Genomic DNA, 26,684 nt, shown 5'->3' with positions numbered 1-26,684 from the left:
GCAACTGACCCACCGCAATCGCGAGCAGGCTCGCTCCCATATTGGGTTTCGTGTGTTCGCAGACTCCCGGCTCACAAAGTCAGCGAGCCATCGATGCAGGTCACCACCGCGCCGCCAATCCAGACTTCCTCACCCACTTGGTCCACATGAATTCGCCCGGCCCGGCCCATGGTCAACCCCTGGCTGACCACATAAGACGACGGTGCCAGCCCCTTGGCAAGCATCCATTGGGCAAGGCCCGCGTTCAGGCTGCCGGTGGCCGGGTCCTCCGGCATTCCGTCGCCGGCAATGAAACCCCGGACTTCGAATTGCGCGTCGACACCATCGACGACCGGGTCCCAGGGCGCCACGACGCCCACGGCCAGATCCAGCAATTGGTGATAATCGGGCTTGAGGGTCAAGACTTGTTGCCGGTTCCTGAGCATCAGGGCCAGCCAACCGGCACCGTTGTCGACCCATTGCGCCTCGACGATCGCTTCGGCCGCCAGCCCGAGCCCGTTACGCACCCGCTCAAGCATGTCCGCAGGCAGCGGACCGGATTTGATCAAGGGCGGCGCCAGGAACGCCAAGCCGTGTTCGCTGCGACGAATTCTGACCAGGCCAATACCGCACTCCTGCACGATCTCCTGCCCTTTCGGCACGCCTCCCGCTTCCAGCCAGGCATGGCAACTGCCCAGCGTCGGATGGCCGGCAAAGGGCAGCTCGGTCGAGGTGGTAAAAATCCGGACCCGGTAATCCGCCTCCGGATGCCGAGGCTCCAGCAAAACAGTGGTTTCGCTGAGATTCGTCCAATTGGCAAACGCGATCATTTGCTCCTCACTGAGCCCGTCGCCCCCCAGCACCACGGCCAATGGATTGCCCTTGAGTGGCACTTCGCTGAACACATCCAGTTGCTTGAAATCGAATCGGCGGGCCATGGGGGTGTTCACTCCGGAATCTTCAGTCCGCGAATCACTGCCGGTCGCGCCAGAAAGCGCTCCAGCACCCGCGTTACATTCGGGAAATGCTGGATGCCCACCAGATCAGCCGCCTCATAGAAGCCGATCAAGTTGCGCACCCAGGGGAACGTGGCGATATCGGCAATGGTGTAGCGCTCGCCCATGATCCAGTCCCGTCCTTGCAGACGACCGTCGAGCACCTTGAGCAGGCGCTTGCTCTCATCGACATAGCGATCACGAGGCCGCTTATCCTCGTAGTCCTTGCCGGCGAACTTGTTGAAGAAGCCCAACTGCCCGAACATCGGCCCGATCCCGCCCATCTGGAACATCAGCCACTGAATCGTCTCGTAGCGCGCTGCCGACTCCTGGGCCAGTAACTGACCGCTCTTGTCCGCGAGATAAATCAGAATCGCGCCGGACTCGAACAACGCCAACGGCTGGTCTCCAGGCCCATGGGGGTCGAGGATCGCCGGAATCTTGTTGTTGGGGTTCAGGGACAGGAACTCGGGAGAGAACTGGTCGTTGCTGCCGAAGTCCACTTTATGGGGCTCGTAAGGCAGGCCGATCTCCTCCAGCATGATCGAGACCTTTACCCCGTTGGGGGTTGGCAGGGAATAGAGCTGGATCCACTCGGGATATTGGGCGGGCCATTTCTGGGTGATGGGGAATGAGGTCAGGTTGGGCACGGGAGGGCTCCACAGCGACTGGAAAAGGATGGAGCATAATTCAGGATCGCCCTGGAGGCATCAGAGGTTTCCTCGCCCGGCTCGTCGTCGATGACGGGCTCCGGTCCCTATGCAACCGTCATGGGATTCACACCGACGCTTCTTAATTTCGCAACATCCTGTCGCTAACGTTCATCCCATCTCATGGAAGAAGCCGCCGCAGGATCGAACCAAAGGGCTTCAGAGGACTCTGAGCAATGCCCCGAGGAATCGAAGCGGGCGTAACGACAGGGAAAACACCCGAGGCCAAACGCTTCGCGGTGCCAGGGTTTGTCAGCCTGACTCGATGTTCGATTCGAGACAGCCGAAGACTACTATCAATGATCAAGCCACTGAATTTCGCCAGACGCTTCAAACCCCGTTCATGGCTGATGCTACCGACACTGCTGGTAGCCTGCGGTCTGGTGTTGTCACTGGAGTCCAGTGTCAGCCGCGCCCAGCCGGTGGATGGCGTCCAGACCCTGGTGTTCCTGCGCCACGCCGAGAAACCCGCCGGCGGCCTGGGCCAGCTCAACTGCCGAGGACTTAATCGCGCCATCGATCTGGCTACCCTGCTGCCGGAAAAATTCGGCAAGGCCGACTACGTGTTCGCGGCCAATCCGACCCGCAACGTCGAAGAGGGTGAGCTGGATAATTCATACAGCTATATTCGTCCGCTGATGACCATCAGTCCCAGCGCCATCAAGCTCGGGCTTCCCGTCAATATCGAATATTCGGCCAATGACACCAGTGACCTCGCCAATGAACTGCTGGAAGACAAATACCACAACGCCACTATCTACACGGCCTGGTCACATGGCTATCTGCCGGAACTGATCAACAAGGTCGCCGGCGAAGCCGTGGGCAAGAAGCAGACCATCACCGAAGACTGGGCGTCGGGGGATTTCGATTCGCTGTACGTGCTGACGCTGACCTGGCACAACGGCAAGGCCAGCCTCTCCAGCCGGACCTACAAGCAAGGCCTCGACGACGGGCAGGAAACCTGTCCGACCTGACCTGTCGGCACTTCCTACAGGCCGGGCAGATCACGGACAGGGCAGGCTGAGGTATGATGCGTCCACTCTCCAGCTGACCGGACGCTTTTCATGTCTCCAATCTCTGCCACCCACGACCGGAGCTGGTCGTTCTGGTGGAAACCCGCCCTGTTCCTGCTCGTGGCCGTTGTCGGGCTCTACTATGTCAAATGGTCGCCCTATTATCTGAAGGCGTTCGTCGCCGCCGATAGCCACACCATCGGCAACTCGATTCTCAACGATGCCCAGACCGCGCCGCTGATGGCGGCACTGGCCTACGCCAAGGTGTATTTCCTGGCCATCTGGAAAGCTGCCGTGCTGGCGGTGATCCTCGGCTCCCTGTTGCAGGTGCTGATCCCCCGCGACTGGCTGTTACGCCTGTTCGGCCAGGCCGGCTTTGCCTCGACCTTGCGCGGCGGGCTGTTCGCCCTGCCCGGCATGATGTGCTCATGTTGCGCGGCGCCGGTGGCGGCCAGCATGCGCCGGCAGAACGTCTCGGTGGGCGCGGCGCTGGCTTTCTGGATCGGTAACCCGGTACTCAACCCCGCGACCCTGGTCTTCATGGGGTTCGTGCTGGGCTGGGGCTTCACCGCCCTGCGCCTGGTGGCGGGTATCGTGCTGGTGTTTGGCGTGTCGATGGTGGCACAGCGCATCGCACGACCGGAGGTCCTGCCCGAAGCGGCGGTGGAAGCGGTGACCGAGGCCAGGGTGGTCGATGCGCAACCCTTCCTGGCCCGTTGGGCCCGGACCTTATGGCAATTGTTCTGGAGCACCATCCCGGTCTATGTGCTGGCCGTGCTGGTACTGGGCGCGGCGCGGGTCTGGCTGTTTCCTCATGTCGACGGCGCCATGGCCGACAGTCTGGTGTGGCTGGTACCGCTGGCGATTGTCGGCACGCTGTTCGTGATACCGACCGCGGCAGAGATCCCTATTGTCCAGACCATGATGTCCCTGGGCATGGGCACCGGACCGGCCGTGGCATTGTTGATGACCCTGCCGAGCATCAGCCTGCCGTCATTGCTGATGTTGCGCAAGGATTTCGACGCCCGGGTGCTGGTGACCGTGGCGCTGCTGACCATCCTGGTAGGCATCGTCTTCGGGTTGATCGGGGCAGTGCTGCTTTAAGGCATCTATCGCCCCCTTGGCAGGACTCCTACCTCCGTCGATGTGGGAGTTGAGCTTGCTCACTTTGTCCGGGCCGCTCGCTCACGCAGGTATTCCAGCACAGCGGCCTGCTCGCCGGAAAACTCGATCCGCCTGCCCTTCTTTTCCCGCTGGAATGCGTACATCGGGTCGTAGTATTCACGCAGCAGACCTTCGATCCAGCCACGATGAAGGTCGACGGCACCGCTATCGGCCTGCTCGGCCAGGGCGGCTTCCATGATCGTCATCAAGCGCCGATGGCGGTCACCGCCCAGGCGCTTATGGATATTGTCCAGGCTCGCCAGCAACCGCTCGGAGAACAACGTAAACCCCTCATCGCCGTGTACCGCGACAAACTCGGCACTCAGGTTGATGACGTAGTCCCGCAAGATCCGCTCGACCCGCCGCTCCACGCTGTCTTCAAGCCAGACCATCGGAACCTGCTGCATGCGCTGGTACAACGGCAACGGCAAGGCACAGCTGCCGACTGCACGACTTTCGTCCTCGACCACGAACTGCTCGATGCCGGCGGCGCGCTTTTTCAGCACGTCCACCGCCAGGCGGTTCTCGAAATCGATGTTCGAAGGTTGTCCGGTAGCACGTTTGCCGAAGCTTGAACCGCGGTGATTGGCGAAGCCTTCCAGGTCGAGGCCGTTGTTCAACTGGGTCAGGACCTCCGTCTTGCCGGTGCCCGTCATGCCGCCCAGCAACACCAGATCGCACTGGGCAACTGCCTGTTCGACAGTGTTCAGCAGGAAGGTACGCATGGCCTTGTAGCCGCCGCCAACCCGGGGATATTCGATACCCGCTTCGTCCTTGAGCCATTGCTGGACGATCTGCGAGCGCAAACCACCCCGGAAGCAATACAGCAGGCCGTCCGGGTGAGCCTGGGCGAACTCGGCCCAGGCCTGGATGCGTTGCGCCTTGATCTCACCGGACACCAATTGATGCCCCAGCACAATGGCCGCCTGTTGGCCTTGCTGCTTGTAGCAGGTACCGACCCGCTGCCGTTCGATGTCCGTCATCAGCGGCAGGTTGACCGCGCCGGGGAACGCCCCCTTGTGAAATTCGATGGGCGCGCGGGTATCCATCATCGGCCGGTCGTTGAGGAAAATCTCGCGGTAATCGGTAATGTCATTGGCCATCATGACACCTCGACCGCGTTGGTCTGTCGCTCGACCAGCTCGCCAATCGGTTCCAGCGCAAGGCCCAGCTCGGCGGCCATCGCCAGGAACGACTCGTTGCCCTCGGGGCTGACCGCAATCAACAACCCGCCACTGGTCTGCGGATCGCACAACACACGCTTGTGCAGTTCCTGGACCCGACCGACCTTGCTGGCGTAGCTGTCGTAGTTACGCAACGTGCCGCCCGGCACGCAGCCCAGGTCGAGGTAATACTCGACACCCGGCAAGCGTGGCACGGCGTCGTAGCGGATGCGTGCCGTGAGGCCGCTGCCATCGGCCATTTCCACGAGATGCCCAAGCAGGCCGAAGCCGGTGACGTCAGTCATCGCCGTCACACCGTCGAGCTTGCCGAAGCGGCTGCCGGGTTTATTGAGGGTACACATCCAATCACGGGCCAGTCCCACGTCGGCGGTGCGCAGCTTGCCCTTCTTTTCCGCCGTGGTCAGGATGCCGATGCCCAGGGGCTTGGTCAGGTAAAGAAGGCAGCCGGCGGTGGCGGTGTCGTTGCGCTTCATGTGCCGCTTGCTCACCAGCCCCGTGACGGCAAGGCCGAAAATCGGCTCGGGGGCGTCAATCGAATGACCGCCCGCCAGTGGTATGCCTGCTTCATCACACACCGACCGACCACCGCGAATCACCTCCCGGGCGATTTCCGGAGCCAGTACGTTGACGGGCCAGCCGAGAATCGCAATCGCCATCAACGGATCGCCGCCCATCGCGTAGATGTCGCTGATGGCATTGGTGGCGGCGATACGACCGAAATCGAACGGATCGTCGACGATCGGCATGAAAAAGTCAGTGGTCGACACCACCCCGCGCTCCTCATCGATGGCGTATACCGCAGCATCGTCCCGGGAGGCGTTACCGACCCACAGCCTGGGATCAAGATTCTGCGCGCCGCTGCCGGCCAGAATCACTTCCAGTACCTGGGGTGAAATCTTGCAACCGCAACCGGCGCCGTGGCTGTACTGGGTGAGGCGAATAGGCTCGCTCATGGGCATACCTCTCGTAAGTCAAGGTGGGCGATTCTAGCAGTAACGCCGATGCTTCAGCGCTTGCACCGATGGCGCAGCCCTTGGACCTTACCAAAGGGAATTTTCCTTCACGCTGAGAATCACTTGAACATCAGTCGCGCATTCAGCCAGGAGATTGCGATGTCCCTGCCCCCTGCAACCGACCACGGCACACACCTTGACTACGGTCTCGATACCTTGTTCGGTCGAGAAACCAAAAGCGTCGAATGCCACTTCCACATCATGCGCCTCGACGACGATGAGCCGCCATGGTTCGCGCTGCGCGTGCAGCCACCACTGCCCGAGGATCTGGAAAAAGCCCAGATCGTCGTGTTCAGGGCCGAAGGCCGGAAGATCAGTGGCATTGTCCGACGCATTGAGCGCCTGGCCGACGACACTCTGCAACTGGACGTAGAACCGGACTGAGGTACTCAAGCCTGCCGGACACTGCTGGAGCCGGGTGATTGCCCGTGGGATGATTGGCGCTTCACGCGCCTCACGGGAAGAGTTTCGATGTCATTGCTGAGTAAACACACCGCCGCGCTGTTTCTGACGGCTATCGCAGGCCTGGTCATGGTGCCTGCCCATTCGGCCCAACCCAAAACCGACGGTGATTTGCCGGCCCGGAAAGTCTCGATGCTGGGCGGGAAGTTTACCTTCACCCTGCCAAAGGGCTTCACTGTCACCCCGCTGCCTGCTGGTGAGGCGGCCCAAGGCACAGCGGGGGCGTCCGGCACGATGTACAGCAACGCCACCCGCAAAACCGTGGTGATCACTGCTGAAAACACCATTATCAACGGCGCGAACGTGAAGGACGACGACGGTGCGTTTCTTGACGCAACCATGGCTGACTACGCAGCCCAACGAACCCAAGCCTTGCCGGATGCCAGGATCCTGAGTGAAAAAAGCCTGACCCTGAAAAGTACCGGCCTGGGTTTGCGTCAGCTCGATACCCGCGCCACCCAGGGCGGCGGACCGACGCTCGACACCACGCTGCTGGGTGCCTCCGGCACGCGCATGGCGGTGGTGCAGATCATTTCCAGGGCCAGTGACAAGGAAGGTCATGAGGCATTGGTGAAGCAGATAGCCGGTGGAAAATCGTCGTCCGGCAAATGAACCGCGTCGCGTCCATCGCGAGCAGGCTCGCTCCCACAATGGGACGGTGGTGAATACACATTCAGTGGTCACCCGCACCCTGTGTGGGAGCGAGCCTGCTCGCGATAGCGGTGGGGCAGTTGGCGACGATGTTGACTGTACCACCGTCATTCATTCAGGGATTGAGCCGTTCCAGCCAGGCCCGCAGATCCTTCACCTCCAGGGCGCTAATGCTGTGACCAACACCCGGGTAGGCATGGAATTCAGGTTCCAGGGCCAGGGTTTTCAGGAATGTATTGGCCTCGGTGCCGTCATGGTAGGGGATGATCGGGTCAGCCGTGCCGTGGCCGATGAACACGGCCAGCGCCCGGCGCGACTCGTCGGGGGTCAGTTCGGCCCGCAGCGCGGACAGGACCCGCCCGCCCATCGCGGCGATGCCACCGACGGCATCGGGGTGTCGCAGGGCCACTTCATAACTCATCATCGCCCCCTGGCTGAAGCCCACCAGAAACACCTTACCGGCGTCGGTCGGGTATTTGGCCCGCGCCTTTTCGATGAAATCCAGCAGTAGCTGGCCGCTGGCTTTCAAGTCCGAGGTGTCGCCGTCATAAGCCCCCTCGCCCTTTTTTGCAAACCACTGGTAATGGCCCGGCTCCATGACTTTTGGCGCTCGCACCGAGAGATAGTTGTAGTGCTCGGGCAACGCCTCCCTGAGCTCGAACAAGTCCTGTTCGTTGCTGCCGGAGCCGTGCAGGAAAATCACCAGTGGCCGGTCTCTCGCCTGCTCATCGGCGTCCGCCAGGTAGTTGAGCGGCAGGTCCGTGTGCAGTGCGGGTTGGGCCTGCGCCCCGGCAGACACCAGCAGCAGAAACAGCGCAAGGGCTCTGAGCATCCATCTTCCTCCATCATTCGATAGCCGCACGGCAATATCCGTGCGGTGAGGTAGACCGCAGTTATCAGTCGTTGATCAATTTCCCGCTGCGAATCGGTTCAGGTCCGGCCACTTTCGCCTGCCAGATACCCGGCTGGGTGTAGCGTCCGCGGTCCAGGGCAAACAACACACCGGCAGTGCCGGCCCGTACCGTGGTGACCCGATCATTCAACGGATCGACCACTTCGAACACCGGATCATCCCGCTCCACCCACTCACCGGCCTCACGCAGAAAGCTCACCACGCCATGGTGCGGTGCGAACAGGTATTGCGTGCCTTCGAACGGAAACCCTTCACAACAGGGCGCAGGCGCCACCGGCCAGTCGCCGCCGATGAAACCCTGCTCGGCGAGGAACCCCAGAATGGCTTCGCAATTGGCCTGGGCCTGGTCCACTCGGGTGTCGCCCATGCTTCCCAACTCCAGCGTGGTTGCCAGGTTGGCCAGCGGGATCGCGGCCTCGGGAAACGCCTTGGCCAGTCGCAGCCAGGGCGATGAACAGGACTCATCGAATGAACTGCCGCCCGAGTCCTCGCACAGCAGTGCCACGCCGGCCTTCAACCGCGCCGCCAGGGAGCGCCATTGCGGCCAGTGTTGCGGCAAGGCGTACAAATGGATGACCGCCTCGAAATCGCAGTGCAGGTCCAATGTAATGTCGGCATCGCAGGCGTGTCGCAGCAGCAGGCGATGCAGCGCTTCGAGTTGCGAAGGGGGTGCCGGCAGTTCGTCCAGTACCTGCGTCATGGTCTGGCGGATAAGGGTGATATTGGCAGCCGGGTCGTCCGCCAGCCGGTCGCCGATGCGTTGCGCCACCGGGGCGCTGAGCTCCACAAAGGAGCGGTTGAAATTCTTGCCGCTGCCCAGCTCGAAACGCCCCATGTGGGCGCTTTGCAGATGCTGGTCCAGCCCGATGGGGTTGGCCACCGGCACCAACTCAACCACGCCCTTGAGCAGGCCCTGGGCTTCCAGTTCGTTGAGCCGCTGTTTCAACTCCCAGGCCGTCCGCATGCCAGGCAATTCATCCGCGTGCAGGCTGGCCTGAATGTAGGCCTTGCGTGGACCGTGGCCGTAACGAAACACACTGAGCCGGCGCTCGGTGCCCAGGTGGCTCCATGGCAGGGTATGGTCGATGCGTTGCATGAAATCTCCAAATACGAAAGCGCTCAGGACGCAGGGTAAAACAATCGCCCATGAAAAAGGTGGCCGACCGCGTCAACGGAGGGCCACCTTGGCGTCCGCGGGATTAATGCCCGTAGACGTCGAAGGCGAAGTACTTGTCCTGCACCTTCTTGTACGTGCCGTTGGCGCGGATTTCGGTGATGGCGGCATTGAATTTCTCGGCCAGGGCCGTATCGCCCTTGCGCACGGCAATGCCGGCGCCGCCACCGAAATACTTCGCATCTTCGTAGGTCGGGCCTACGAAGGCGAAGCCTTTGCCGGCGTCGGTCTTCAGGAAACCTTCATCGAGGTTGACCGAGTCGGCCAGCATGGCGTCGAGACGGCCGGCGACCATGTCCAGGTTGGCTTCCTGCTGGGAGCCGTAGCGCACCAGGTCGATGCCCGCCGGCACCAGCACCTCGGTGGCGAAACGATCATGGGTACTGGCACGCAGCACGCCGACTTTCTTGCCCTTGAGCTCGGTCAGCGGATCCTTGACCGCGGAGCCTTCCTTCATCACGAAGCGCGCCGGGGTGTGGTAGTACTTGATGGTGAAATCGACGTTTTTCTTGCGATCGTCGGTGATGGTCATGGACGACAGGATCGCATCGATTTTCTTCACTTTCAGCGCCGGAATCAGGCCGTCGAATTCCTGTTCGACCCAGATGCACTTGACCTTCATCTGCTCACACAACGCATCACCGATATCGACGTCGAAGCCGGCCAGCTTGCCGTCGGCCGTCTTCATCGAAAAGGGTGGGTAACCGGCTTCGATCCCGAGGCGGATCGGTTTGGCGTCTTCGGCTACGGCCGACAGAGACAACACGGACAGTGCCAGGGCACCGAACATTGCTAGCTTCTTCATGAACTCTCCTGCGTGCGCTGATTTTATTCTTTGACGGATCGGGCAGATTCGACGGCTTGCCGGGGTGCAGCACCAGGTCGGCGAAACCGAAGTGGCCGGCAGTCTAGAGGGGTGCTCAGGCGGGAAATTATGTTGAAGCGACAAATAATTACAGAAAGCCCCGGATTCGTCCGCAGACTTACGGATTTACGAAAGACCTGACGGACCTGTGGTGGCAAGGGAGCGAGGCCCCTGCCACCGAAGGCTGTCAAACAGAGAAAAGGCTCAGCAGTCGCAGCCGATCGCCGTATCCGTCACCCGCTCCACCGAGCCGGTCAGGCGAAAGCCTTCGTCCAGCCAGCCCATGATGCCACCGATCATTTCCTTGACCGGGTAACCCAGGGTCGCCAAACGGACCGCCGCCTTGTTCGCGCCGTTGCAGTGCGGACCTGCGCAATAGACCACGAACAATGTATCTGGCGGATACACCGACAGTGCCTGGGCGGTAATCGACCGGGTTGGCAGGTTGACCGCCCCCGGCACGTGCCCTCGCTCATACGCCAGCGGCCCGCGCACGTCCAGAAGAACAAAATCGACCTGCCCGGCCTGCTGGCTGGCATGGACGTCGGAACAATCCGTTTCGAACGTCAGACGACGGCTGAAGTGCTGCAGGGCGACGTCGGACGGGGCAGCCGGTACTTCACTAACCAGACTGGTCATCAGGTGTACTCCATGGAGGATGAGGGCGTAGGCAGACTTTATCCGTCTGATACTAACCGCTACAGTGGCCCGTAAGACACTCTGTGGGAATTTTCCGCCATATGCAGCCCTCCCCCGGCCTTGTCGCCGTCCTCGCCTACGATGGCTTGTGCACGTTCGAATTCGGCGTCGCCGTCGAGATATTCGGCCTGGCCCGACCGGAATTCGATTTCCCCTGGTATGAACATCGTATCGTCGCGGTCGATGACGGCCCGATGCGTGCCATGGGTGGTTTCCAGATCCTGACCGATGGCGGGATGGAACTGCTGGAGACAGCCCGGACGATCGTGATCCCCGGTTGGCGCAGTCGCAGCGAAGCACCTTCCGAGGCCTTGCTCGACGCACTGCGCAACGCCCACGCCCGAGGGGCGCGCCTGCTGTCGATCTGCTCCGGGGCGTTCGTGCTGGCGGCTGCCGGCCTGCTCGACGGGTTGGGCGCCACCACCCATTGGCGCTACACCGATGAACTGGCCGAGAACTTTCCCGCCATCCTGGTGGATCCGGACGTCCTGTATGTGGATTCCGGCCAGGTCATCACCTCGGCCGGCAGCGCGGCGGGCATCGATGCCTGCCTGCATCTGGTGGCGCGGGACTTCGGCGCCCAGGTCGCCAACGCGGTGGCCCGTCGGCTGGTCATGTCACCGCAACGCACGGGCGGCCAGGCGCAATTCATTCCATCGCCGGTCAGCCGCACGCCCCGTGGTGATCTGTCACGCGTGATGCAATGGGCCCGCGAACGCCTCCATGAACCCCTCGGCGTACGCGAACTGGCCAGTCAGGCCGCCATGAGCGAACGTACTTTCCTGCGCCATTTCACCCAGGCCTGCGGCCAGTCACCCAAGGCCTGGTTGCAACATGAGCGCCTGGCGCGGGCCCGCGAGTTGCTGGAAAGCAGCGAAGACACCACCGACAACATCGCCCAGTTGTGCGGCTACCGCTCGGTGGAAAGCTTTCGCGTGGCTTTTCGAAGCGTGGTGGGGTTGGCGCCGTCGGTGTATCGGGAGCGGTTTGGACGGGGTGTGAGGCGGGCCCGCTGAACCTTCAAGGTTTACGCAACAAATAGGTGTCCATGATCCAGCCGTTAGCCTGCCGCGCGGCCTTGCGGGTACGTTCGATATCATCGGCCACCTCCCCCAACCGGCCCGCGATGAGGATTTCATCCGGCGTACCGACATAGGCGCCCCAGTAGATGTGCGTGTCGGGGTCGCTCACCTGGCGGTACGCATCCTGCGCGTCGAGCATCACCACCACGCTGGCCCCGTCCCCCACCTGCGCCTTCGCCAACCGGCGTCCCGTGGTGATTTCCAGCGCACCGCCAATGCCGTTCAACGGCACCTTGTGCCGGGCCGCGAGGGCCTGGACACTGCTGATGCCAGGGATCACTTCGAATTCGAAGGCACAGCGCCCCGAATCAAGAATCGCCTGGAGGATGCGCACGGTGCTGTCATACAACGATGGATCGCCCCACACCAGGAAACCGCCACACTGCCCATCAGACAGTTCTTCATCGATCAGCCTTTCGAACGTCGCCTGCTTGGCACGGTTCAGTGCCTCGACACTGCGGGTGTAGTCCAGGTCGCCGTGTTGGCGCTCGGGGCTTTCAGCCTCGATGAAACGGTAGGTGTGATCGACGATGTAGCGCTCGCAGATTGCACGCCGCAAATCCACCAGGGCATGCTTGGCAGGCCCTTTGTCCATGAGAAAGAACACATCCACCCGGTTCAAGGCTTTCACGGCCTGCATCGTCAGGTGATCCGGATCGCCGGCACCGATGCCGATGACCAACAATCTCTTCATGGGTTTGGCTCCACGTCAGGCCCCAGGGTGCGCAATCGCCACACGCCGTTGAACCGCAACTCCAGTGCGGACAGCGGTTCGACGTCGATGCGATTGAAGGTGGTCGCCGGACAGTGCAGGACATTCACCAGGGCCGCCCTGATCACGAACGGATGGGTAACAGCCAGTACATCTCCCGGGGTGTTTTCCAGGCTGGCCAGCCAGTCTCCGACACGGCGACACAATCGGGTGATGGACTCGCCGCCATGGGGCGCTGCATCGGGATCGTCCAGCCAGGCTTGCAAGCGCTGCGGTTCGGCCTTGAGCAGTTCGTCGATAGACAAACCGCGCCACTGCCCCAAATCACAATCGGCCAGGGCGTGCTCCACCCGGAAGGTTTCGCCGTACAGCGCCGCCGTCTGGCGAGTGCGTAGCTCTGGACCACAAAGCAATTGCCGGACATTGCCAAAGCCATGGCCAACGTCCGGGCGCCTGGACAGCCAATCGGTATCCACCGGTTCGTCCAAGGCAAAACGCGCCACTTTCTGGGCGACGGTACGGGCATGGCATAGCAGGGTCAGACGAGTGGCTTGCACACAGGGCTCTACGCAACCGGAGGGATTAAAGGGACGGCCATGCTGGGGCAGTTTCTTGTACAACACCTTATATGAAATCAAATATCTGCGACAAAGTGACGTTATCTCTTACATGAAAAGGAGCGTTGGCTGACACACAAATGCCGGTCGACCAAGTCCCCGTCCTACAGGGGTTTCGCACCATTTTCGAGCATTTTAAACGGAACGTAAAAAGCGCTGGACATGTAGTACCCGCTACATAAATACTCTTTTCAGGAGTTATGAAAGAAATCCAACACCCATCCAGGCAAGGAGCACGGATGCCCCCCCTTAGAGACCTGATTACCGACCCCGGTCTGGATTTGACACCGTCGGAACGCAAGGTCGTGCGTGCTCTGCTCGATCACTATCCACGCAACGGCCTGGGGCCGATGTCGCGCCTGGCCGACCATGCCGGCGTGAGCGACCCGACCATCGTGCGGCTGGTGAAAAAACTCGGGTTCGGTGGCTATGCCGAGTTCCAGGATGCGCTACTGGTCGACATGGATCATCGACTGCGTTCTCCCCGGACACTGCTGCAACCCCGCGCCAAACTGCAACAGGGCGATACCTGGAGCCAGTACCTGGCCGCCAGCCATCAGACGCTCCTGGAAACCCAGGCCCTGACCCAGCCCGAAGATGTGCGCATTCTGGTGCAGTGGCTTCTCGACAACCGGCATCAAGTGCATTGCTTCGGCGGACGCTTCAGCAGTTTCCTCGCCCAGTATCTGCTCAACCACCTGCGCCTGCTTCGCGCTGGCTGTTTTGCCCTCGAGGACAACGCCCAATTGCCCGACCGGCTGTTCGACGTGCAGCGCCAGGACGTGGTACTGATCTTCGATTATCGTCGCTACCAGGCCCAAGCCTTGCGCGTAGCCAATGCGGCCAAGGAGCGCCACGCCAGGGTCGTGTTGTTCAGCGATATCTACACATCGCCCTTGCGCGAACTGGCCGACCTGATCATCAGTGCACCGGTGGAATCGTCGGTCTCGGCGTTCGACAGTCTGGTCCCGGCCCTGGCCCAGGTCGAGGCGCTGATCGCCTGCCTGACCCTGCAATGCCCGGAGCTGGCCGAACGCCTGGAAGGCATCGACGCCTTGCGCACAGAGTTCAACACGCATCTGCTGGAGGAAAAATAAGGATGTTCTCGCTCCCCCACCGCTCCCCCAGGGACCTGCCCTTCACCCGCGACCACACCGCCTTGCTGCTGGTGGACATGCAACGCGCCTGGCTGGAACCGCAATTCGACGCCCACCTGGACGCCCCCGAGGCCGACTATTTCATCCGTCGTGCCCGCGACCTGGTGATTCCCAACCAGCAGCGCCTGCTGGCGGGATTACGAGCCGTCCGGCAGAACGTGTTGCACACCCACATCGAAAGCCTCACCGCCGATGGCCGCGACCGCTCCCTGGACCACAAATTGTCGGACATGCACCTGCCCAAGGGCAGCCCCCAGGCGCAGATCATTGCCGAGCTGGCACCGCTGGAGAATGAAATCGTCTTGCCCAAGACGTCCTCGGGCGTGTTCAACTCCACCAACATCGACTATGTATTGCGCAACCTGGAGACCCGGCACCTGATCGTCGCCGGCATCGTCACGGACCAATGCGTCGACATGGCCGTGCGCGACGCCGCCGACCGTGGCTACCTGGTCACCCTGGTGGACGACGCCTGCGCCACCTACACCGAACAACGCCACCTGGCCTGCCTGAACGCAATTAAGGGCTATTGCTGGATCACCGATACCGACACCGTACTCGGCCGCTTGCAGGAGATGCTGCCGTGAGCCGACTCGAAGGCGCTACGCTGCTGGCACCGCTGCCCGTCACCACGCTGGTCAGTACCGATCTGATCGGGGTGACCCGCGGCCGTTCGTTTCCCAGCGATGAACTGCCTCATTACGTCACCGCCGGTTGCGGCTGGGTGCCGGCCAACAGCGCCCTGACACCTCAGGACATCATTGCCTCGGTCAATCCCTGGGGCGCTTATGGCGATCTGCGGCTGATCCCGGACCTGTCCAGCCGCGTAACAATCACCAATGGCCCCGACGCCCAGGCCCCGGTCCTGGATTTCATCCATTGCGATGTGCGGGAAACCGACGGGCGCCCGTGGAGCACGTGCCCACGCACACTGCTGCAGGACGAAGTGGAGCGCTACCGCGCCGAGCTGGGCTTGCAGGTCTTTGCCGCCTTCGAGCATGAATTCAGCCTCCAGGCCCCCCAGGCTCAACCCGATCGTCTGGCCTTCAGTCTGCAAGCCCAGCGCCAGCAGGCGGGGTTCGCCGGATGGCTACTCAGCGCATTGCGAGCCGGTGGTGTCGAACCGGAGATGTTCCTGCCCGAATACGGCAAGCACCAGTACGAAATCACCTGCCGCCCCGCCCTGGGTGTCGCTGCCGCCGACCGTGCAGTGAACGTGCGGGAAATCACCCGCGAAATTGCCCGGCAAATGGACCTGGCGGTGAGCTTTGCCCCCAAGACCTCGGAGAATGCCGTGTGCAATGGCGTACACCTGCACCTGAGCCTGCAGGACCTGAGCGGCGACCCGGTGCTCCACGACGCCACGAGCGTCAACGGTCTCTCCAGCGTCGGTCGGCATTGGGCCGCCGGTGTGCTGCATTATCTGCCGGCCCTGTGCGCGCTGACCGCGCCGACACCGGTGTCCTATGAACGCCTGCAACCCCATCACTGGAGTGCGTCCTACGCTTGCCTGGGACAGCGCAACCGCGAGGCGGCATTGCGTATCTGCCCGACCGTAAGCTTGGGCGCAAAACCGGTGGCGAACCAGTACAACCTGGAGTTCCGCGCGATGGACGCCACCGCCTCGCCGCACCTGGCCATGGCTGCATTGCTGATTGCCGGGCGCCTGGGCATCGAACAGCGCCTCGCGCTCAACGCTGTCACCGACGAAATACCCGACGATTTGACCAAGGCACAACGGGAGGCTCGTGGCATTATCGCCCTGCCGACCACACTCACCCAGGCGCTGGACTGCTTGCGTCATAGCGGGGCACTGCTGGAAGCCTTGCCCGGCCCGCTGGTCGACACCTACTTCGCCTTGAAGGCCGAGGAGCTGGCCTTGACCCAGGCGCTATCACCTGCCGAGCGTTGTGAGCACTATGCGCGAATCTATTGAGTGTGCCGAGTCGGGTCTCTATACCGAACCCGCCTACCGGTTGATCCGGGAGAACGCCGGGCATCCTCTGATACTGGTGTGCGAACATGCCAGCCGTTTCATCCCCGCCGCCCTGAATGACCTGGGCCTGGACGAAACGGCGTCCCATGAACACATCGCCTGGGACATCGGTGCCCTGGACCTGGCCGAGCGCCTGTCCGAGACGCTGGGCGCAACCTTGATGGCGGCCAACTACTCACGGTTGCTGATCGACTTGAACCGCCCGCTCCATGTGCCGGACAGCATCCCGGCCCAGAGCGAGATTTATCAGATACCGGGTAACCAGTCCCTGGACGAGGCCACTCGTGCTTATAGGCAGCAGTGTCTGTTCCACCCGTTCCATGACCGCCTGCGGTCGCTGATCGACCAGCGCCTGGCCGACCAGCGGCCAGTGCGGGTGGTGGGCATCCACAGTTTCACGCCGGTGTTCTATGGCCAGCCCCGCGCCCTGGAGGCCGGTGTGCTGTTCGCCGAAGCGGTGGATTACGCCCAGCGTATCGTCGACGGGCTGAGCCGGCACTCGCTGCGTGTGGCGGGCAACCAGCCCTACCGGATCAACCCTTTGAGCGACATGACAGTCCCGGTGCACGGCGATGGCCGCGGCCTGGATTCGGTGTTGATCGAAGTGCGCAATGATCTGTTGCGCAGCCCCGAAGCGGTACGAACCTGGTGCGATTACCTGGCGCCGTTGCTGTAGAAAGCCCGCGACAAGGCAAAACGAAATCAATGATCGGCTGAAAAGGAGAACGGCTTGTGAGCATCGAGGCATTTGGCTACAAACAGGAATTGAAGCGCAGCCTGTCGCTGACGGACCTGGTGATCTACGGGATGATTTTCATGATCCCCATCGCACCGTTCGGCGTGTATGGCTACGTGAATGCCGAGGCGCCGGGCATGGTGCCGCTGGCGTACATCATCGGCATGGTGGCGATGCTGTTCACTGCGCTGAGCTATGGCAGCATGGCCCGGGCATTTCCGGTAGCCGGTTCCGTCTATTCCTACGCACAGCGGGGCCTCAATCCGCACGTAGGCTTCATCGCCGGTTGGCTGATGCTGCTGGACTACCTGCTGATCCCGCCGCTGCTCTATGTCTACGCCGCCATGGCGTTGAATCATCTTTACCCGGAGATTCCCAAGGTCGGCTTCATCCTCGCCTTCCTGGTGAGCGCAACCTTCGTCAACCTGCGGGGCATCACCTTCACCGCGCGCATGAATATCATCTTCCTGCTGGCGCAACTGGCGGTGCTGGGCATTTTCCTGTTTTACGCCTGGAACGCCCTGCACGGTGGCGCCGGCAACGGCCAACTGACACTGGCGCCGCTGTACAGCCCGGATCACTTCAACTTCGCCCTGCTGATGCAAGCCGTGTCGATCGCCGTGCTGTCGTTCCTGGGATTCGATGCCATTTCCACCCTGGCCGAAGAGATCAAGGGTGATCCGGGGCGCAGCGTCGGCAAGGCATCGATGCTGACCCTGTTGGTGATGGGCGCGATCTTCGTGGTGCAAACCTGGATCGCCACCGACCTGGCGGCCGGCATGGGTTTCAAATCCGCCGATACCGCCTTCTATGAAATCGCCGAACTGGCGGCCGGCAGCTGGCTGGCGACCCTGACCGCGGTTGCCACCGCCTTGTCCTGGGGCGTGGCCGTGGCGATCACCTCTCAAGCGGCGGTGTCGCGCCTGCTGTTCGGCATGGCCCGGGACGGCAAGTTGCCCAAGGTGCTCGCCAAGGTCCATTCGAAACACAACACCCCGTATGTGAGCATTTACCTGGTCGCCGTACTGTCATTGCTGATCTGCTATCTGTTCATCAATGCCGTGGACACCCTGACCTCCCTGGTCAACTTTGGCGCACTGAGCGGCTTCATGCTGTTGCATATCACGGTGATCAATCATTACTGGCGCCGCCAGCGGTCCGGGCAAGTGATCCGTCACCTGGTCTGCCCTTTGATCGGCTTCGGCATCGTCGCAGCCATTCTGTACAACATGGGCGTGGACGCGCAAAAGCTCGGCCTGATCTGGGTCGCAGCGGGCATCGTCTATCTGTGCGTGCTCAATAAATTCGCCGCCGGCACGGCCCTGCCCGACCCAGCGGGTCATTGAGATCAAACGGTGGCTGCCGGCTGCCCGGCACTGCCTTGGTAAAACACAACGGTTACAACGCGTGGACATCGACAGTGATCGTCACGCCCGGTGCGGCCACCGGGCTCTGGAACAGGAGTGCAATCCATGCTGGCCTTACGTCCAGTTCAATTGAGCGATTTGCCGCAACTGCAGCAACTGGCCCGCGACAGCCTGGTGGGTGTCACTTCGCTTCCAGACGACACCGAGCGCCTGCGGGAGAAAATTCTCGACTCGTGCGCCTCGTTCGAGGCCGATGTGCAAACCCCGGGCGGGGAGAACTACCTGTTCGTCCTACAGGACCTGGCTTGCGGCCGCCTGGTGGGCTGTTCGGAGATTCTCGCCCGAACCGGTTGCAACGAACCGTTCTATAGCTTGCGTAACCGTCCGTTTTCCAGCTCATCTCGGGAACTGAACATCCAACATGGCGTACCGGCGTTATCGGTGTGCCAGGACCTCAATGGCCAGACGCTGCTGCGCGGTTTTCACATCGACGCCGAGCGGGTACGCACGCCGGAATCGGAACTGCTGTCCCGAGCCCGGCTGATGTTCATCGCCGCACACCCGCAACGCTTTGCCGAATCGGTCATCACTGAAATCGTCGGCTACAGCAGCGATGACGGCCAATCACCGTTCTGGGATGCCATCGGCCAGCATTTCTTCGCCCTGCCCTACGCCGAAGCCGAACGCCTGTGCGGCCTGCAAAGTCGCACCTTTCTCGCCGAGTTGATGCCCCAGTACCCGATCTACGTGCCGATGTTGTCGCCCGAGGCCCAGGCATGCATCGGCCGGGTGCATCCAGATGGGCAGGAAGCCTTCGACATCCTGGAACGCGAGGGCTTCGAAACCAACAGCTACGTGGATTTATTCGATGGCGGACCCACATTGCATGCCCGTGTCCCGTGCATCCGCTCCATCGCCCAGAGTCGTATGGCCCAGGCTTGCAAAGGCTCGCAGATCGACGCCCGGGGCCGTTATCTGGTCAGTAACGACGGCCTTGGAGATTATCGGGCCATCGTGGCCGAACTGGACGTCAACGCCGAGGGCCCCGTGGCCCTGACGCCTGACATGCTCACGGCGCTGGCGATCACCGAAGGCGAGCGGATCCGGGTGGTCGGCTTATGAATGTCGCGGAAAGTCGTGCCCTGCCAGAACCTCAAGGCCGACAGGATCAAGGAGCTGCATCATGATTGTCCGCCCGGTCGCCATCACCGACCTGCCCGCGCTGTTGGAACTCGCGCGTTGTGCAGGCCCAGGCTTCACCAGCCTGCCGGCCAACGAAGAGCGTCTGGCCCACCGTGTGCGCTGGGCCCAGCGCACTTTTGCCGGGCAAGTCGAACGCGCCGACGCCGATTACCTGTTCGTGCTCGAGGACGATGATCGGCAGGTGGTCGGTATCAGTGCCCTGACCGGTGCGGTCGGGCTGCGGGAGCCATGGTACAACTACCGGGTCGGGGTCACCGTCAGCTCCGCGCCGGAGCTGGGAATACAGCGTCAGATCCCAACCCTGTTCCTCAACAACGAGATGACCGGGCAATCGGAAGTCTGCTCGTTGTTCCTGCATCCGGCCCAGCGTCACGGCCATAACGGGCGCCTGCTGTCCCTGGCGCGGCTGTTGTTCGTCGCGGAGTTCTCCCAACTGTTCGGCGAAAAACTGATTGCCGAACTGCGGGGTCACGCCGACGAGCAGGGTTGCTCACCGTTCTGGGACAGCCTGGGCCGGCACTTTTTCAAGAAGGACTTCAGCTACGCCGATCAGTTGTCCGGCATGGGCAACAAATCCTTCATTGCCGAACTGATGCCGCGCCAGCCGCTGTACACCTGCCTGCTCACCGAACAGGCCCAGGCCGTGATCGGCCGCGCCCACCCGAACACCGAGCCGGCTCTGAAGATCCTGGGTGCCGAGGGCTTCAGCCATAAGGGTTATATCGATATTTTCGACGGCGGCCCGGTGATCGAAGCATCGGTCTCGAAGATCCGCGCCGTACGCGACAGCCAATCACTGGCCCTGGCCATTGGCGCGCCGGATGAACAGGCGCCGGTGTGGCTGATCCACAACCGTCGCCTGGCGCACTGCCGCGTTACCAGCGCACGAGCCCACCTGCACGGTCATAGCCTGCTCGTCGATCGACTCACCGCCAAGCGGCTGCAAATGCAACCCGGTGACACCGTACGGGCGGTGCCGCTGCTCAGTCAGGCCCGGCAGGCCGTAGCGGCGTAGGCCGCATACAAATACCTTATCCAAAGCAGCGGCCTGACCACGCTTGCCTGCTTGCCATCCCCCCCCTCACCCGACTCTTTTCGATCCCCTCGGCAACATGAGGGGACATGTTCTATACATCGAAAAAATACTGAATTGCATGACGGATCGATAAGCACTTAGTTCACCGGCAATACTTATCGACAATTCCATAATTGCCACTCCCCCACTCAAAATCCATACTTCCCAACACCCACTCACCGCAACGAAAAGCGCTCATGATCAAGAATCTGATTTCCAATCCATTGCCACTGGAAGACATTATGAAAAGAATAAAAACATTAAACATGGCAACGGAAATCAATGAACTGGTTACTACTCTGTGCAACAACGAGACACTTGCCACCGCACAATCCCGACGCGCAACCATTATGCGCATGGTCAACCCCCACACAAATACCCTGACGTTGCATTGCACAGGGATTGGCAATATCACCCTCACGACCATCACCCATAACAGGCCCTCCCCGCACCTGTTCTCGGTACCGGGCAAAAGTATTTTATTCGCCCTTGATCAGCCATTCGAAGTTCAGCGATATGCACGTCACGATAACGAACTTGAAAAAACCGATCTCGTTACTGTCAGCCCGAACAAGCCACTGGTCATCGAGGGCAGTCGAACAGTTTTCGACTATGGCCAAGTGCACCGGGCTTCAACCGGACTGGCAGGCAGGATCAACCTGTTGAACAAAAGTTCGGACATCGGCGTGTTTGATCGCACCTCGCTGAAAAAAGTCGCCTGGCTTCCTCACGATGAAAGTGCCGCCCGGTACCTCGTGAGCCTGGAGCTGCTGGAAACGATTCGGGATCCCAAAGTAGCCACCGTCGCCGAGGAGCTGATCTATCACTATCACCCCGCCGTGGCGTGGAAGGCCTTCCAGCTGCTTTATCAGGCCGCGCCACAGCATGCATCGGGCTACATCCCACTATTGAAAAAACACCAGAGCTCGCGACTGGATCAACTGTTGGGCCCGTTGGAGATGGCCGCATGAAGTTGGAAACATTTGTCGCACGCCTGAGCACCTATGATCTGCAGCGTGACAAAACCCACATCATCGAAGACCTCCGGCAACTGGCAACAAACCGCTCCTTATTGAGCGACCACCTCCATGCCACGATCCAGCAGGATGGTTTTGCTACGCATAACAGCCTTTACAACATTTATGCTTTTGTCTTGTACAGCAATGATCTATTCACCCTTCGCATGGGTTTCTGGTCGCCGGTTGATACTTACGATGAAAGCGAGACATTCATTTACGACCTGAACCACAGCCATGACTTTGAAATGTATGCCGTGGGCTATAGCGGTGATGGTTACACCACTGTCATACGCGAAATACTCGACGACCTGCCTCTGCAAACAGGCAAGACACCCCGACTAGGCAAAGAACGAATCATCAAACTCGCACCTGGCAAAGTCTTGTACATGCCGGCATTGACAGCGATCCACAAACAAGTTGCCCCTCAGTCGATGTCCGCATCACTGAGTCTGCTCATTCACCCTGAGACATCAATAAAGGTCGACGAAGCCTGGTGTTTCGACGAGCACTACATGCCGCTTTACCCCGGCATTGCCGCGCAAGAAACGGCGTTATTTACACAGACGCTGTCATTGCTCAATCCCGGACAGCCTTACGCTGCCCAATAACCAAAAGGAAGAAACATGAACACGCTGATGAACAACTGGGACGAAGCCCCTTTGCTGCGAGCGGGAGCCAATGTAATCGATACCGCAACCCAATTGAGCAACGAAATCTATTGCACCATTCCCGGCTTCCCGACACGTTTCAATGTCGGAAATATTCATGAGATCAAGCAAATCTGGAGCGTTCCGGCCCAAGGCTGAATAGCCCGGGAATGAAGGGTGCATGACCCAGGCCGCCGACCTCAGGTCCGCGGCCTTTCGATGCGCCGCCAACATAGCCCATGCACATTCGTCATCATCTGGGTGGTAGCCACGTGATAGCCTTTGGTACTTTCGGCGTTGACACTTTTGCTCAAGCCCTTCCATTCCATTGGTGGAACTCATATGTCCAGGCTTTCCCATCAAGATTTACGCCGTAACTTCCGCCAACTGCTGGCTTCCCAGACCTGCTACCACACCGCTTCGGTGTTTGACCCAATGTCGGCGCGCATCGCCGCCGACCTGGGGTTTGAAGTGGGTATCCTGGGCGGCTCGGTTGCATCGTTGCAAGTGTTGGGCGCGCCGGACTTTGCGCTGATCACCCTGAGCGAATTCGCCGAACAGGCCACCCGTATCGGCCGTGTCGCCCAGTTACCGGTGATCGCCGACGCCGACCATGGCTATGGCAACGCCCTTAACGTGATGCGCACGATCATCGAACTCGAACGTGCCGGCGTCGCGGCGCTGACCATTGAAGACACGCTGCTGCCGGCACAATTCGGGCGCAAATCCACCGACTTGATCAGCGTCGCGGAAGGCGTCGGCAAGATTCGTGCAGCGCTGGAAGCCCGGGTCGATCCGGAAATGGCAATTATCGCCCGCACCAATGCCGGGATCCTGCCGGTCCAGGAAATCATCAGCCGCACCCAGCAGTATGAGCGGGCCGGGGCTGACGGGATTTGCATGGTGGGCGTGCAGGACTTCGAACACCTGGAGAAAATCAGCGAGAACCTGAACGTGCCGTTGATGCTCGTCACCTACGGCAACCCGCTCCTGCGTGACGACAAGCGCCTCGCTGAATTGGGTGTGCGGGTCACCATCGACGGTCACGGTGCCTATTTCGCGGCCATCAAGGCCACCTATGACAGCCTTCGCGAACAACGGCAGATCTTCACCCAGGCTTCGGACCTCAGCGCCACGGAACTGACCCACACCTACACCCAGCCCGAGGAATACATCCGCTGGGCCGAGGCGTACATGAGCGTCAAGGAGTGACCTGAGCTTCGGCCCGGTGGTGGACCCAAGGACGCATCGCGAGCAGGCTCGCTCCCACAGGGTTCCATGGCGGATGCAAAAATTGACGACCGCCGCTATATCCTTGTGGGAGCGAGCCTGCTCGCGATGGCGTCACCAGGATGAAATGATATTTCAGCGCCCGCTGCGCAGCATTTCCTTGGGCACGTACTTACCGATCTCGAACTTGCCGATGGCGGCGCGGTGGACTTCATCCGGGCCGTCGGCCAGGCGCAGGGTGCGTTGCATCGCGTACATGTAGGCCAACGGGAAATCGTTGGAAACCCCGGCGCCACCATGAATCTGGATCGCGCGGTCGATGACTTTCAAGGCCACGTTGGGCGCCACGACCTTGATCTGGGCAATTTCGCTCCTGGCCACTTTGTTGCCGACGGTGTCCATCATGTAGGCCGCTTTTAAGGTCAACAGCCGCGCCATGTCGATTTCCATCCGCGAATCGGCGATCTTGTCGACGTTACCGCCCAGCCGCGCCAACGGTTTGCCAAAAGCGGTGCGACTCACCGCACGTTTGCACATCAATTCCAATGCTCGCTCGGCCATGCCGATAGAACGCATGCAGTGGTGAATCCGGCCCGGGCCAAGGCGCCCCTGGGCAATTTCAAAACCACGTCCTTCACCCAGCAGCACGTTCTCGTACGGCACCCGCACGTTGTCGAACAGCACTTCAGCGTGGCCGTGAGGCGCATCGTCGTAACCGAACACCGGCAGCGGTCGTACGATTTTTACCCCGGGGGTGTCCACCGGTACCAGAATCATCGAATGCTGGGCATGGCGCGGCGCATCAGGGTTGCTCAGCCCCATGAAGATCAGGATCTTGCAACGCGGGTCGCAGGCGCCGGAGGTCCACCACTTCTTGCCATTGATCACCCACTGGTCGCCGTCGCGCTCGGCACGGGCAGCCATGTTGGTGGCGTCCGAAGAGGCCACGTCCGGTTCGGTCATGGCGAAGGCCGAACGAATCTCGCCACGCAGCAACGGCTCCAGCCAGCGTTGTTTCTGTTCTTCATTGGCGTAACGCACCAGCACCTCCATGTTGCCGGTGTCCGGTGCCGAGCAGTTGAACGGCTCCGGGCCCAGCAAGGAGCGCCCCATGATCTCTGCCAGTGGCGCGTATTCCAGGTTAGTCAGGCCGGCGCCCAGCTCGGACTCAGGCAGGAACAGGTTCCAGAGCCCCTCGGCTTTTGCCTTGGCCTTGAGCTCCTCCATGATGGCCGTGGGCTGCCAGCGGTCGCCTTCGGCCACTTGCCGTTCGAATACCGCTTCGGCCGGGTAGACGTAGGCGTCCATGAACGCCGTGACGCGTTCACGCAGTTCCTGAACCTTGGGGGAATACGCGAAATCCATGAGAGCACCTTCTTGGCAGAGGTTGTTTTAGGTCATGAAATCGATCCTAGTTCAGCTACGAAAATTTACCTAACCTATTCTCGGCGTGTATTAACATTCATCACCGATATATGTTTCACTGATTCGCATCGCCACCTGGCACCTCACAACAGTCCAAGAACAAGAGTGCAGCGCATGAATCTGAGCAAGGTCGACCTCAACCTTTTTATTGTCTTCGATGCGATCTACACCGAAGCCAACCTGACCCGCGCCGGGCAGATCGTCGGCATCACCCAGCCAGCGGTATCCAATGCGCTGGCGCGCCTGCGCGAGACGTTCAACGATCCGCTGTTCGTACGCACTGCCCAGGGCATGGTCCCCACGCCCATGGCCCAGAACATCATCGGCCCGGTGCGCAATGCCTTGTCGCTGCTGCGGGTATCAGTGCAGGAAAGCCGGATCTTCAACCCGCTCCAGGCGGTCAAGACCTACCGGATCAGCATGACCGACCTCACCGAGGGCGTGATCCTGCCACCGCTGTTCCAGCGCCTGCGCCGACTGGCGCCCACCGTGGCCATCGAGAGTTTTCTGTCCAAGCGTCGCGAAACCACCAAGGAACTTGCCGCTGGCCGCCTCGATTTTGCCGTGGACGCGCCGCTCAATACCGACCCGCAAGTGCGTCACGTCAAGCTGATGGAAGATCGCTATGTGTGCGCCATGCGCAAGGGGCATCCGCTGGCGGGCAAGGAAAAGCTCAGCCTCGATGACTACCTGGCCCAGACCCACGTTCATATTTCCAGCCGGCGCAACGGGTTGGGCTATGTCGACCTCGCCCTCGGCAAGATGGGCATCCAGCGCAAGATTGCCCTGCGCTCCCAGCACTACCTGATGGCCTCCCAGGTGTTACAACAGACTGACATGGTCATGACCGTGCCTGAACGCTTTGCGCGCCGTCACGATTTGCATGCCTTCCTGTTGCCGGTCAACGATGTGCCGCCGGTGGAAACCCATCTCTACTGGCATGAAAGCACCGACCAGGACCCGGCCAACCGCTGGATGCGCGAGCAGATGATCGAGCTGTGCCAGCAGGTGACAGCGCACGAGAGGAAGCTGGAGACGGCCTAGGCGACTAAACCTGTGGGAACGCTCCCACAGGTTTTGTGTCCCTAAGTTCCAGAGCGCTTTGCTTGACGTGAACGTCAACCTGCCATTAGCTTAGCGCCAGCCCCTTCCGTTTCGAGCGCTTCCATGAGCAGCCAGACCTACAGCATTTCCGACCTTGCCCGCGAACTGGACATCACTACCCGGGCCATTCGCTTCTATGAAGAACAAGGCCTGCTGAGTCCCGAACGACGTGGGCAGGAACGCATCTATTCGCCGCGGGACAAGGTCAGTCTGAAACTCATCCTGCGAGGCAAGCGTATTGGTTTTTCCCTGGCCGAATGCCGCGAACTGATCGAACTCTACGACCCTTCCAGCGGCAACCAGAAACAGCTGCACAGCATGCTGGCGAAGATTGCCGAGCGCCGGGAACAACTCGAACAGCAATTGCTCGACATCGAGCAGATGAAGCTTGAACTCGACACCGCCGAAGAACGCTGCATCCAGGCGCTGGAGCAGACGCTCAAGGGTGAAAAAACCGTCCAGTAACGATACGGATCCATTGTGGGAGCGGGC

The 26,684-nt window shown here is 61.0% G+C and carries 29 protein-coding genes; 18 read left to right on the top strand and 11 right to left on the bottom strand.

The window, feature by feature from the left end:
- Positions 1-71: 71 nt before the first annotated feature.
- Both EGM97_RS19490 and EGM97_RS19485 read right to left on the bottom strand, forming a co-directional pair.
- Positions 72-917: a PhzF family phenazine biosynthesis protein gene (locus EGM97_RS19490; protein WP_238964481.1), complete on the bottom strand. Its 846-nt coding sequence runs from the start codon at positions 915-917 to the stop codon at positions 72-74.
- Positions 918-925: 8 nt separating this feature from the next.
- Positions 926-1,624: a glutathione binding-like protein gene (locus tag EGM97_RS19485; RefSeq protein WP_238964480.1), complete on the bottom strand. Its 699-nt coding sequence runs from the start codon at positions 1,622-1,624 to the stop codon at positions 926-928.
- Between the two features lie 359 nt (positions 1,625-1,983).
- Between EGM97_RS19485 and EGM97_RS19480 the strand changes: the two genes are divergently transcribed.
- Positions 1,984-2,658 carry a histidine phosphatase family protein gene (locus tag EGM97_RS19480; protein WP_238964479.1) on the top strand — a complete coding sequence of 225 codons (675 nt, stop codon included), beginning with the start codon at positions 1,984-1,986 and terminating at the stop codon, positions 2,656-2,658.
- 90 nt (positions 2,659-2,748) lie between these two features.
- A complete protein-coding gene (locus EGM97_RS19475) occupies positions 2,749-3,801 on the top strand; it encodes a permease (protein ID WP_238964478.1) in 1,053 nt (350 codons plus the stop codon).
- A 59-nt stretch (positions 3,802-3,860) separates the two neighbouring features.
- Here the strand turns inward: EGM97_RS19475 and mnmH are convergent, their stop codons facing one another.
- Together mnmH and selD are read right to left on the bottom strand one after the other, a co-directional pair.
- Positions 3,861-4,964, bottom strand: coding sequence for a tRNA 2-selenouridine(34) synthase MnmH (mnmH, locus tag EGM97_RS19470; RefSeq protein ID WP_238964572.1), 1,104 nt, complete (start codon positions 4,962-4,964; stop codon positions 3,861-3,863).
- Positions 4,964-5,998 carry a selenide, water dikinase SelD gene (selD, locus tag EGM97_RS19465; RefSeq protein ID WP_238964477.1) on the bottom strand — a complete coding sequence of 345 codons (1,035 nt, stop codon included), beginning with the start codon at positions 5,996-5,998 and terminating at the stop codon, positions 4,964-4,966. Before selD ends, mnmH begins: the two co-directional genes overlap by 1 nt.
- Before the next feature lie 159 nt (positions 5,999-6,157).
- On the opposite strand from selD, the gene EGM97_RS19460 reads away from it, so the two are divergent.
- Entirely contained in the window at positions 6,158-6,442 is a 285-nt protein-coding gene (locus EGM97_RS19460; protein ID WP_238964476.1) for a hypothetical protein, read from the top strand.
- 87 nt (positions 6,443-6,529) lie between these two features.
- Positions 6,530-7,132, top strand: a complete 603-nt coding sequence (locus EGM97_RS19455) for a DcrB/PsbP domain-containing protein (RefSeq protein ID WP_238964475.1) — start codon at positions 6,530-6,532, stop codon at positions 7,130-7,132.
- Positions 7,133-7,286: 154 nt separating this feature from the next.
- On the opposite strand, the gene EGM97_RS19450 is transcribed toward EGM97_RS19455, so the two are convergent.
- From EGM97_RS19450 to EGM97_RS19435, 4 genes are all read right to left on the bottom strand, one after another.
- Positions 7,287-8,003: an alpha/beta hydrolase gene (locus EGM97_RS19450; RefSeq protein WP_238964474.1), complete on the bottom strand. Its 717-nt coding sequence runs from the start codon at positions 8,001-8,003 to the stop codon at positions 7,287-7,289.
- A gap of 64 nt (positions 8,004-8,067) precedes the next feature.
- Positions 8,068-9,180: a succinylglutamate desuccinylase/aspartoacylase family protein gene (locus EGM97_RS19445; RefSeq protein ID WP_238964473.1), complete on the bottom strand. Its 1,113-nt coding sequence runs from the start codon at positions 9,178-9,180 to the stop codon at positions 8,068-8,070.
- Between the two features lie 103 nt (positions 9,181-9,283).
- Positions 9,284-10,063 (bottom strand): ABC transporter substrate-binding protein, encoded by a 780-nt coding sequence (locus EGM97_RS19440; RefSeq protein WP_238964472.1) that lies wholly within the window; start codon positions 10,061-10,063, stop codon positions 9,284-9,286.
- A gap of 264 nt (positions 10,064-10,327) precedes the next feature.
- Complete coding sequence (locus EGM97_RS19435; protein ID WP_238964471.1) at positions 10,328-10,762, bottom strand: rhodanese-like domain-containing protein; 435 nt, start codon at positions 10,760-10,762, stop codon at positions 10,328-10,330.
- Between the two features lie 101 nt (positions 10,763-10,863).
- Here EGM97_RS19435 and ftrA point away from each other — a divergent pair, with 101 nt between their 5' ends.
- Entirely contained in the window at positions 10,864-11,838 is a 975-nt protein-coding gene (gene ftrA, locus EGM97_RS19430) for a transcriptional regulator FtrA (RefSeq protein WP_238964470.1), read from the top strand.
- Positions 11,839-11,842: 4 nt separating this feature from the next.
- Here the strand turns inward: ftrA and cobF are convergent, their stop codons facing one another.
- The gene (gene cobF, locus EGM97_RS19425; RefSeq protein ID WP_238964469.1) at positions 11,843-12,598 is read right to left on the bottom strand and encodes a precorrin-6A synthase (deacetylating); all 756 of its coding nucleotides are present in this window, start codon (positions 12,596-12,598) and stop codon (positions 11,843-11,845) included.
- A complete protein-coding gene (locus tag EGM97_RS19420) occupies positions 12,595-13,173 on the bottom strand; it encodes a histidine phosphatase family protein (RefSeq protein WP_238964468.1) in 579 nt (192 codons plus the stop codon). The genes cobF and EGM97_RS19420 overlap by 4 nt, the downstream gene beginning before the upstream one ends.
- Before the next feature lie 299 nt (positions 13,174-13,472).
- Here EGM97_RS19420 and EGM97_RS19415 point away from each other — a divergent pair, with 299 nt between their 5' ends.
- From EGM97_RS19415 to EGM97_RS19365, 11 genes are all read left to right on the top strand, one after another.
- Complete coding sequence (locus EGM97_RS19415) at positions 13,473-14,330, top strand: MurR/RpiR family transcriptional regulator (RefSeq protein WP_238964467.1); 858 nt, start codon at positions 13,473-13,475, stop codon at positions 14,328-14,330.
- A 2-nt stretch (positions 14,331-14,332) separates the two neighbouring features.
- Entirely contained in the window at positions 14,333-14,977 is a 645-nt protein-coding gene (locus tag EGM97_RS19410; protein ID WP_238964466.1) for a cysteine hydrolase family protein, read from the top strand.
- On the top strand, positions 14,974-16,326 hold the full coding sequence (locus tag EGM97_RS19405) for a type I glutamate--ammonia ligase (RefSeq protein WP_238964465.1): 1,353 nt from the start codon (positions 14,974-14,976) through the stop codon (positions 16,324-16,326). The genes EGM97_RS19410 and EGM97_RS19405 overlap by 4 nt, the downstream gene beginning before the upstream one ends.
- A complete protein-coding gene (locus EGM97_RS19400) occupies positions 16,310-17,062 on the top strand; it encodes an N-formylglutamate amidohydrolase (protein WP_238964464.1) in 753 nt (250 codons plus the stop codon). The genes EGM97_RS19405 and EGM97_RS19400 overlap by 17 nt, the downstream gene beginning before the upstream one ends.
- Before the next feature lie 56 nt (positions 17,063-17,118).
- Positions 17,119-18,468 carry an APC family permease gene (locus tag EGM97_RS19395; protein WP_238964463.1) on the top strand — a complete coding sequence of 450 codons (1,350 nt, stop codon included), beginning with the start codon at positions 17,119-17,121 and terminating at the stop codon, positions 18,466-18,468.
- Positions 18,469-18,594: 126 nt separating this feature from the next.
- Positions 18,595-19,611 (top strand): arginine N-succinyltransferase, encoded by a 1,017-nt coding sequence (locus tag EGM97_RS19390; RefSeq protein ID WP_238964462.1) that lies wholly within the window; start codon positions 18,595-18,597, stop codon positions 19,609-19,611.
- 61 nt (positions 19,612-19,672) lie between these two features.
- Entirely contained in the window at positions 19,673-20,707 is a 1,035-nt protein-coding gene (gene astA / locus EGM97_RS19385) for an arginine N-succinyltransferase (RefSeq protein ID WP_238964461.1), read from the top strand.
- Between the two features lie 257 nt (positions 20,708-20,964).
- The gene (locus tag EGM97_RS19380) at positions 20,965-21,738 is read left to right on the top strand and encodes a hypothetical protein (RefSeq protein ID WP_238964460.1); all 774 of its coding nucleotides are present in this window, start codon (positions 20,965-20,967) and stop codon (positions 21,736-21,738) included.
- On the top strand, positions 21,735-22,394 hold the full coding sequence (locus EGM97_RS19375; protein ID WP_238964459.1) for a transposase: 660 nt from the start codon (positions 21,735-21,737) through the stop codon (positions 22,392-22,394). The genes EGM97_RS19380 and EGM97_RS19375 overlap by 4 nt, the downstream gene beginning before the upstream one ends.
- 15 nt (positions 22,395-22,409) lie before the next feature.
- Positions 22,410-22,592, top strand: a complete 183-nt coding sequence (locus EGM97_RS19370; protein ID WP_238964458.1) for a hypothetical protein — start codon at positions 22,410-22,412, stop codon at positions 22,590-22,592.
- Between the two features lie 183 nt (positions 22,593-22,775).
- On the top strand, positions 22,776-23,645 hold the full coding sequence (locus EGM97_RS19365) for an isocitrate lyase/PEP mutase family protein (RefSeq protein WP_238964457.1): 870 nt from the start codon (positions 22,776-22,778) through the stop codon (positions 23,643-23,645).
- A 153-nt stretch (positions 23,646-23,798) separates the two neighbouring features.
- On the opposite strand, the gene EGM97_RS19360 is transcribed toward EGM97_RS19365, so the two are convergent.
- On the bottom strand, positions 23,799-25,028 hold the full coding sequence (locus tag EGM97_RS19360; protein ID WP_238964456.1) for an acyl-CoA dehydrogenase: 1,230 nt from the start codon (positions 25,026-25,028) through the stop codon (positions 23,799-23,801).
- A 174-nt stretch (positions 25,029-25,202) separates the two neighbouring features.
- On the opposite strand from EGM97_RS19360, the gene EGM97_RS19355 reads away from it, so the two are divergent.
- The gene (locus tag EGM97_RS19355) at positions 25,203-26,132 is read left to right on the top strand and encodes a LysR family transcriptional regulator (RefSeq protein ID WP_238964455.1); all 930 of its coding nucleotides are present in this window, start codon (positions 25,203-25,205) and stop codon (positions 26,130-26,132) included.
- 123 nt (positions 26,133-26,255) lie between these two features.
- On the top strand, positions 26,256-26,657 hold the full coding sequence (locus EGM97_RS19350) for a MerR family transcriptional regulator (protein ID WP_053154595.1): 402 nt from the start codon (positions 26,256-26,258) through the stop codon (positions 26,655-26,657).
- The last annotated feature ends 27 nt before the right edge of the window (positions 26,658-26,684 follow it).

Source organism: Pseudomonas sp. AF32 (assembly GCF_022342325.2).
GTDB lineage: Bacteria > Pseudomonadota > Gammaproteobacteria > Pseudomonadales > Pseudomonadaceae > Aquipseudomonas > Aquipseudomonas uvaldensis.
Note: the sequence above shows the minus strand (reverse complement) of the source record. Positions and strands in the feature narration are given on the sequence as shown.

Excerpts from the sequence above, each read along its gene's own strand:
- selD (WP_238964477.1), bottom strand. The coding sequence starts at position 5,998 with ATGAGCGAGCCTATTCGCCTCACCCAGTACAGCCACGGCGCCGGTTGC.
- EGM97_RS19445 (WP_238964473.1), bottom strand. The coding sequence starts at position 9,180 with ATGCAACGCATCGACCATACCCTGCCATGGAGCCACCTGGGCACCGAG.
- EGM97_RS19380 (WP_238964460.1), top strand. The coding sequence starts at position 20,965 with ATGATCAAGAATCTGATTTCCAATCCATTGCCACTGGAAGACATTATG.
- EGM97_RS19370 (WP_238964458.1), top strand. The coding sequence starts at position 22,410 with ATGAACACGCTGATGAACAACTGGGACGAAGCCCCTTTGCTGCGAGCG.
- EGM97_RS19400 (WP_238964464.1), top strand. The coding sequence starts at position 16,310 with ATGCGCGAATCTATTGAGTGTGCCGAGTCGGGTCTCTATACCGAACCC.
- EGM97_RS19350 (WP_053154595.1), top strand. The coding sequence starts at position 26,256 with ATGAGCAGCCAGACCTACAGCATTTCCGACCTTGCCCGCGAACTGGAC.
- EGM97_RS19435 (WP_238964471.1), bottom strand. The coding sequence starts at position 10,762 with ATGACCAGTCTGGTTAGTGAAGTACCGGCTGCCCCGTCCGACGTCGCC.
- EGM97_RS19355 (WP_238964455.1), top strand. The coding sequence starts at position 25,203 with ATGAATCTGAGCAAGGTCGACCTCAACCTTTTTATTGTCTTCGATGCG.
- EGM97_RS19480 (WP_238964479.1), top strand. The coding sequence starts at position 1,984 with ATGATCAAGCCACTGAATTTCGCCAGACGCTTCAAACCCCGTTCATGG.
- EGM97_RS19450 (WP_238964474.1), bottom strand. The coding sequence starts at position 8,003 with ATGCTCAGAGCCCTTGCGCTGTTTCTGCTGCTGGTGTCTGCCGGGGCG.
- EGM97_RS19415 (WP_238964467.1), top strand. The coding sequence starts at position 13,473 with ATGCCCCCCCTTAGAGACCTGATTACCGACCCCGGTCTGGATTTGACA.
- EGM97_RS19365 (WP_238964457.1), top strand. The coding sequence starts at position 22,776 with ATGTCCAGGCTTTCCCATCAAGATTTACGCCGTAACTTCCGCCAACTG.
- EGM97_RS19475 (WP_238964478.1), top strand. The coding sequence starts at position 2,749 with ATGTCTCCAATCTCTGCCACCCACGACCGGAGCTGGTCGTTCTGGTGG.
- EGM97_RS19455 (WP_238964475.1), top strand. The coding sequence starts at position 6,530 with ATGTCATTGCTGAGTAAACACACCGCCGCGCTGTTTCTGACGGCTATC.
- cobF (WP_238964469.1), bottom strand. The coding sequence starts at position 12,598 with ATGAAGAGATTGTTGGTCATCGGCATCGGTGCCGGCGATCCGGATCAC.
- ftrA (WP_238964470.1), top strand. The coding sequence starts at position 10,864 with ATGCAGCCCTCCCCCGGCCTTGTCGCCGTCCTCGCCTACGATGGCTTG.
- mnmH (WP_238964572.1), bottom strand. The coding sequence starts at position 4,964 with ATGGCCAATGACATTACCGATTACCGCGAGATTTTCCTCAACGACCGG.
- EGM97_RS19390 (WP_238964462.1), top strand. The coding sequence starts at position 18,595 with ATGCTGGCCTTACGTCCAGTTCAATTGAGCGATTTGCCGCAACTGCAG.
- astA (WP_238964461.1), top strand. The coding sequence starts at position 19,673 with ATGATTGTCCGCCCGGTCGCCATCACCGACCTGCCCGCGCTGTTGGAA.
- EGM97_RS19440 (WP_238964472.1), bottom strand. The coding sequence starts at position 10,063 with ATGAAGAAGCTAGCAATGTTCGGTGCCCTGGCACTGTCCGTGTTGTCT.
- EGM97_RS19375 (WP_238964459.1), top strand. The coding sequence starts at position 21,735 with ATGAAGTTGGAAACATTTGTCGCACGCCTGAGCACCTATGATCTGCAG.
- EGM97_RS19360 (WP_238964456.1), bottom strand. The coding sequence starts at position 25,028 with ATGGATTTCGCGTATTCCCCCAAGGTTCAGGAACTGCGTGAACGCGTC.
- EGM97_RS19460 (WP_238964476.1), top strand. The coding sequence starts at position 6,158 with ATGTCCCTGCCCCCTGCAACCGACCACGGCACACACCTTGACTACGGT.
- EGM97_RS19490 (WP_238964481.1), bottom strand. The coding sequence starts at position 917 with ATGGCCCGCCGATTCGATTTCAAGCAACTGGATGTGTTCAGCGAAGTG.
- EGM97_RS19410 (WP_238964466.1), top strand. The coding sequence starts at position 14,333 with ATGTTCTCGCTCCCCCACCGCTCCCCCAGGGACCTGCCCTTCACCCGC.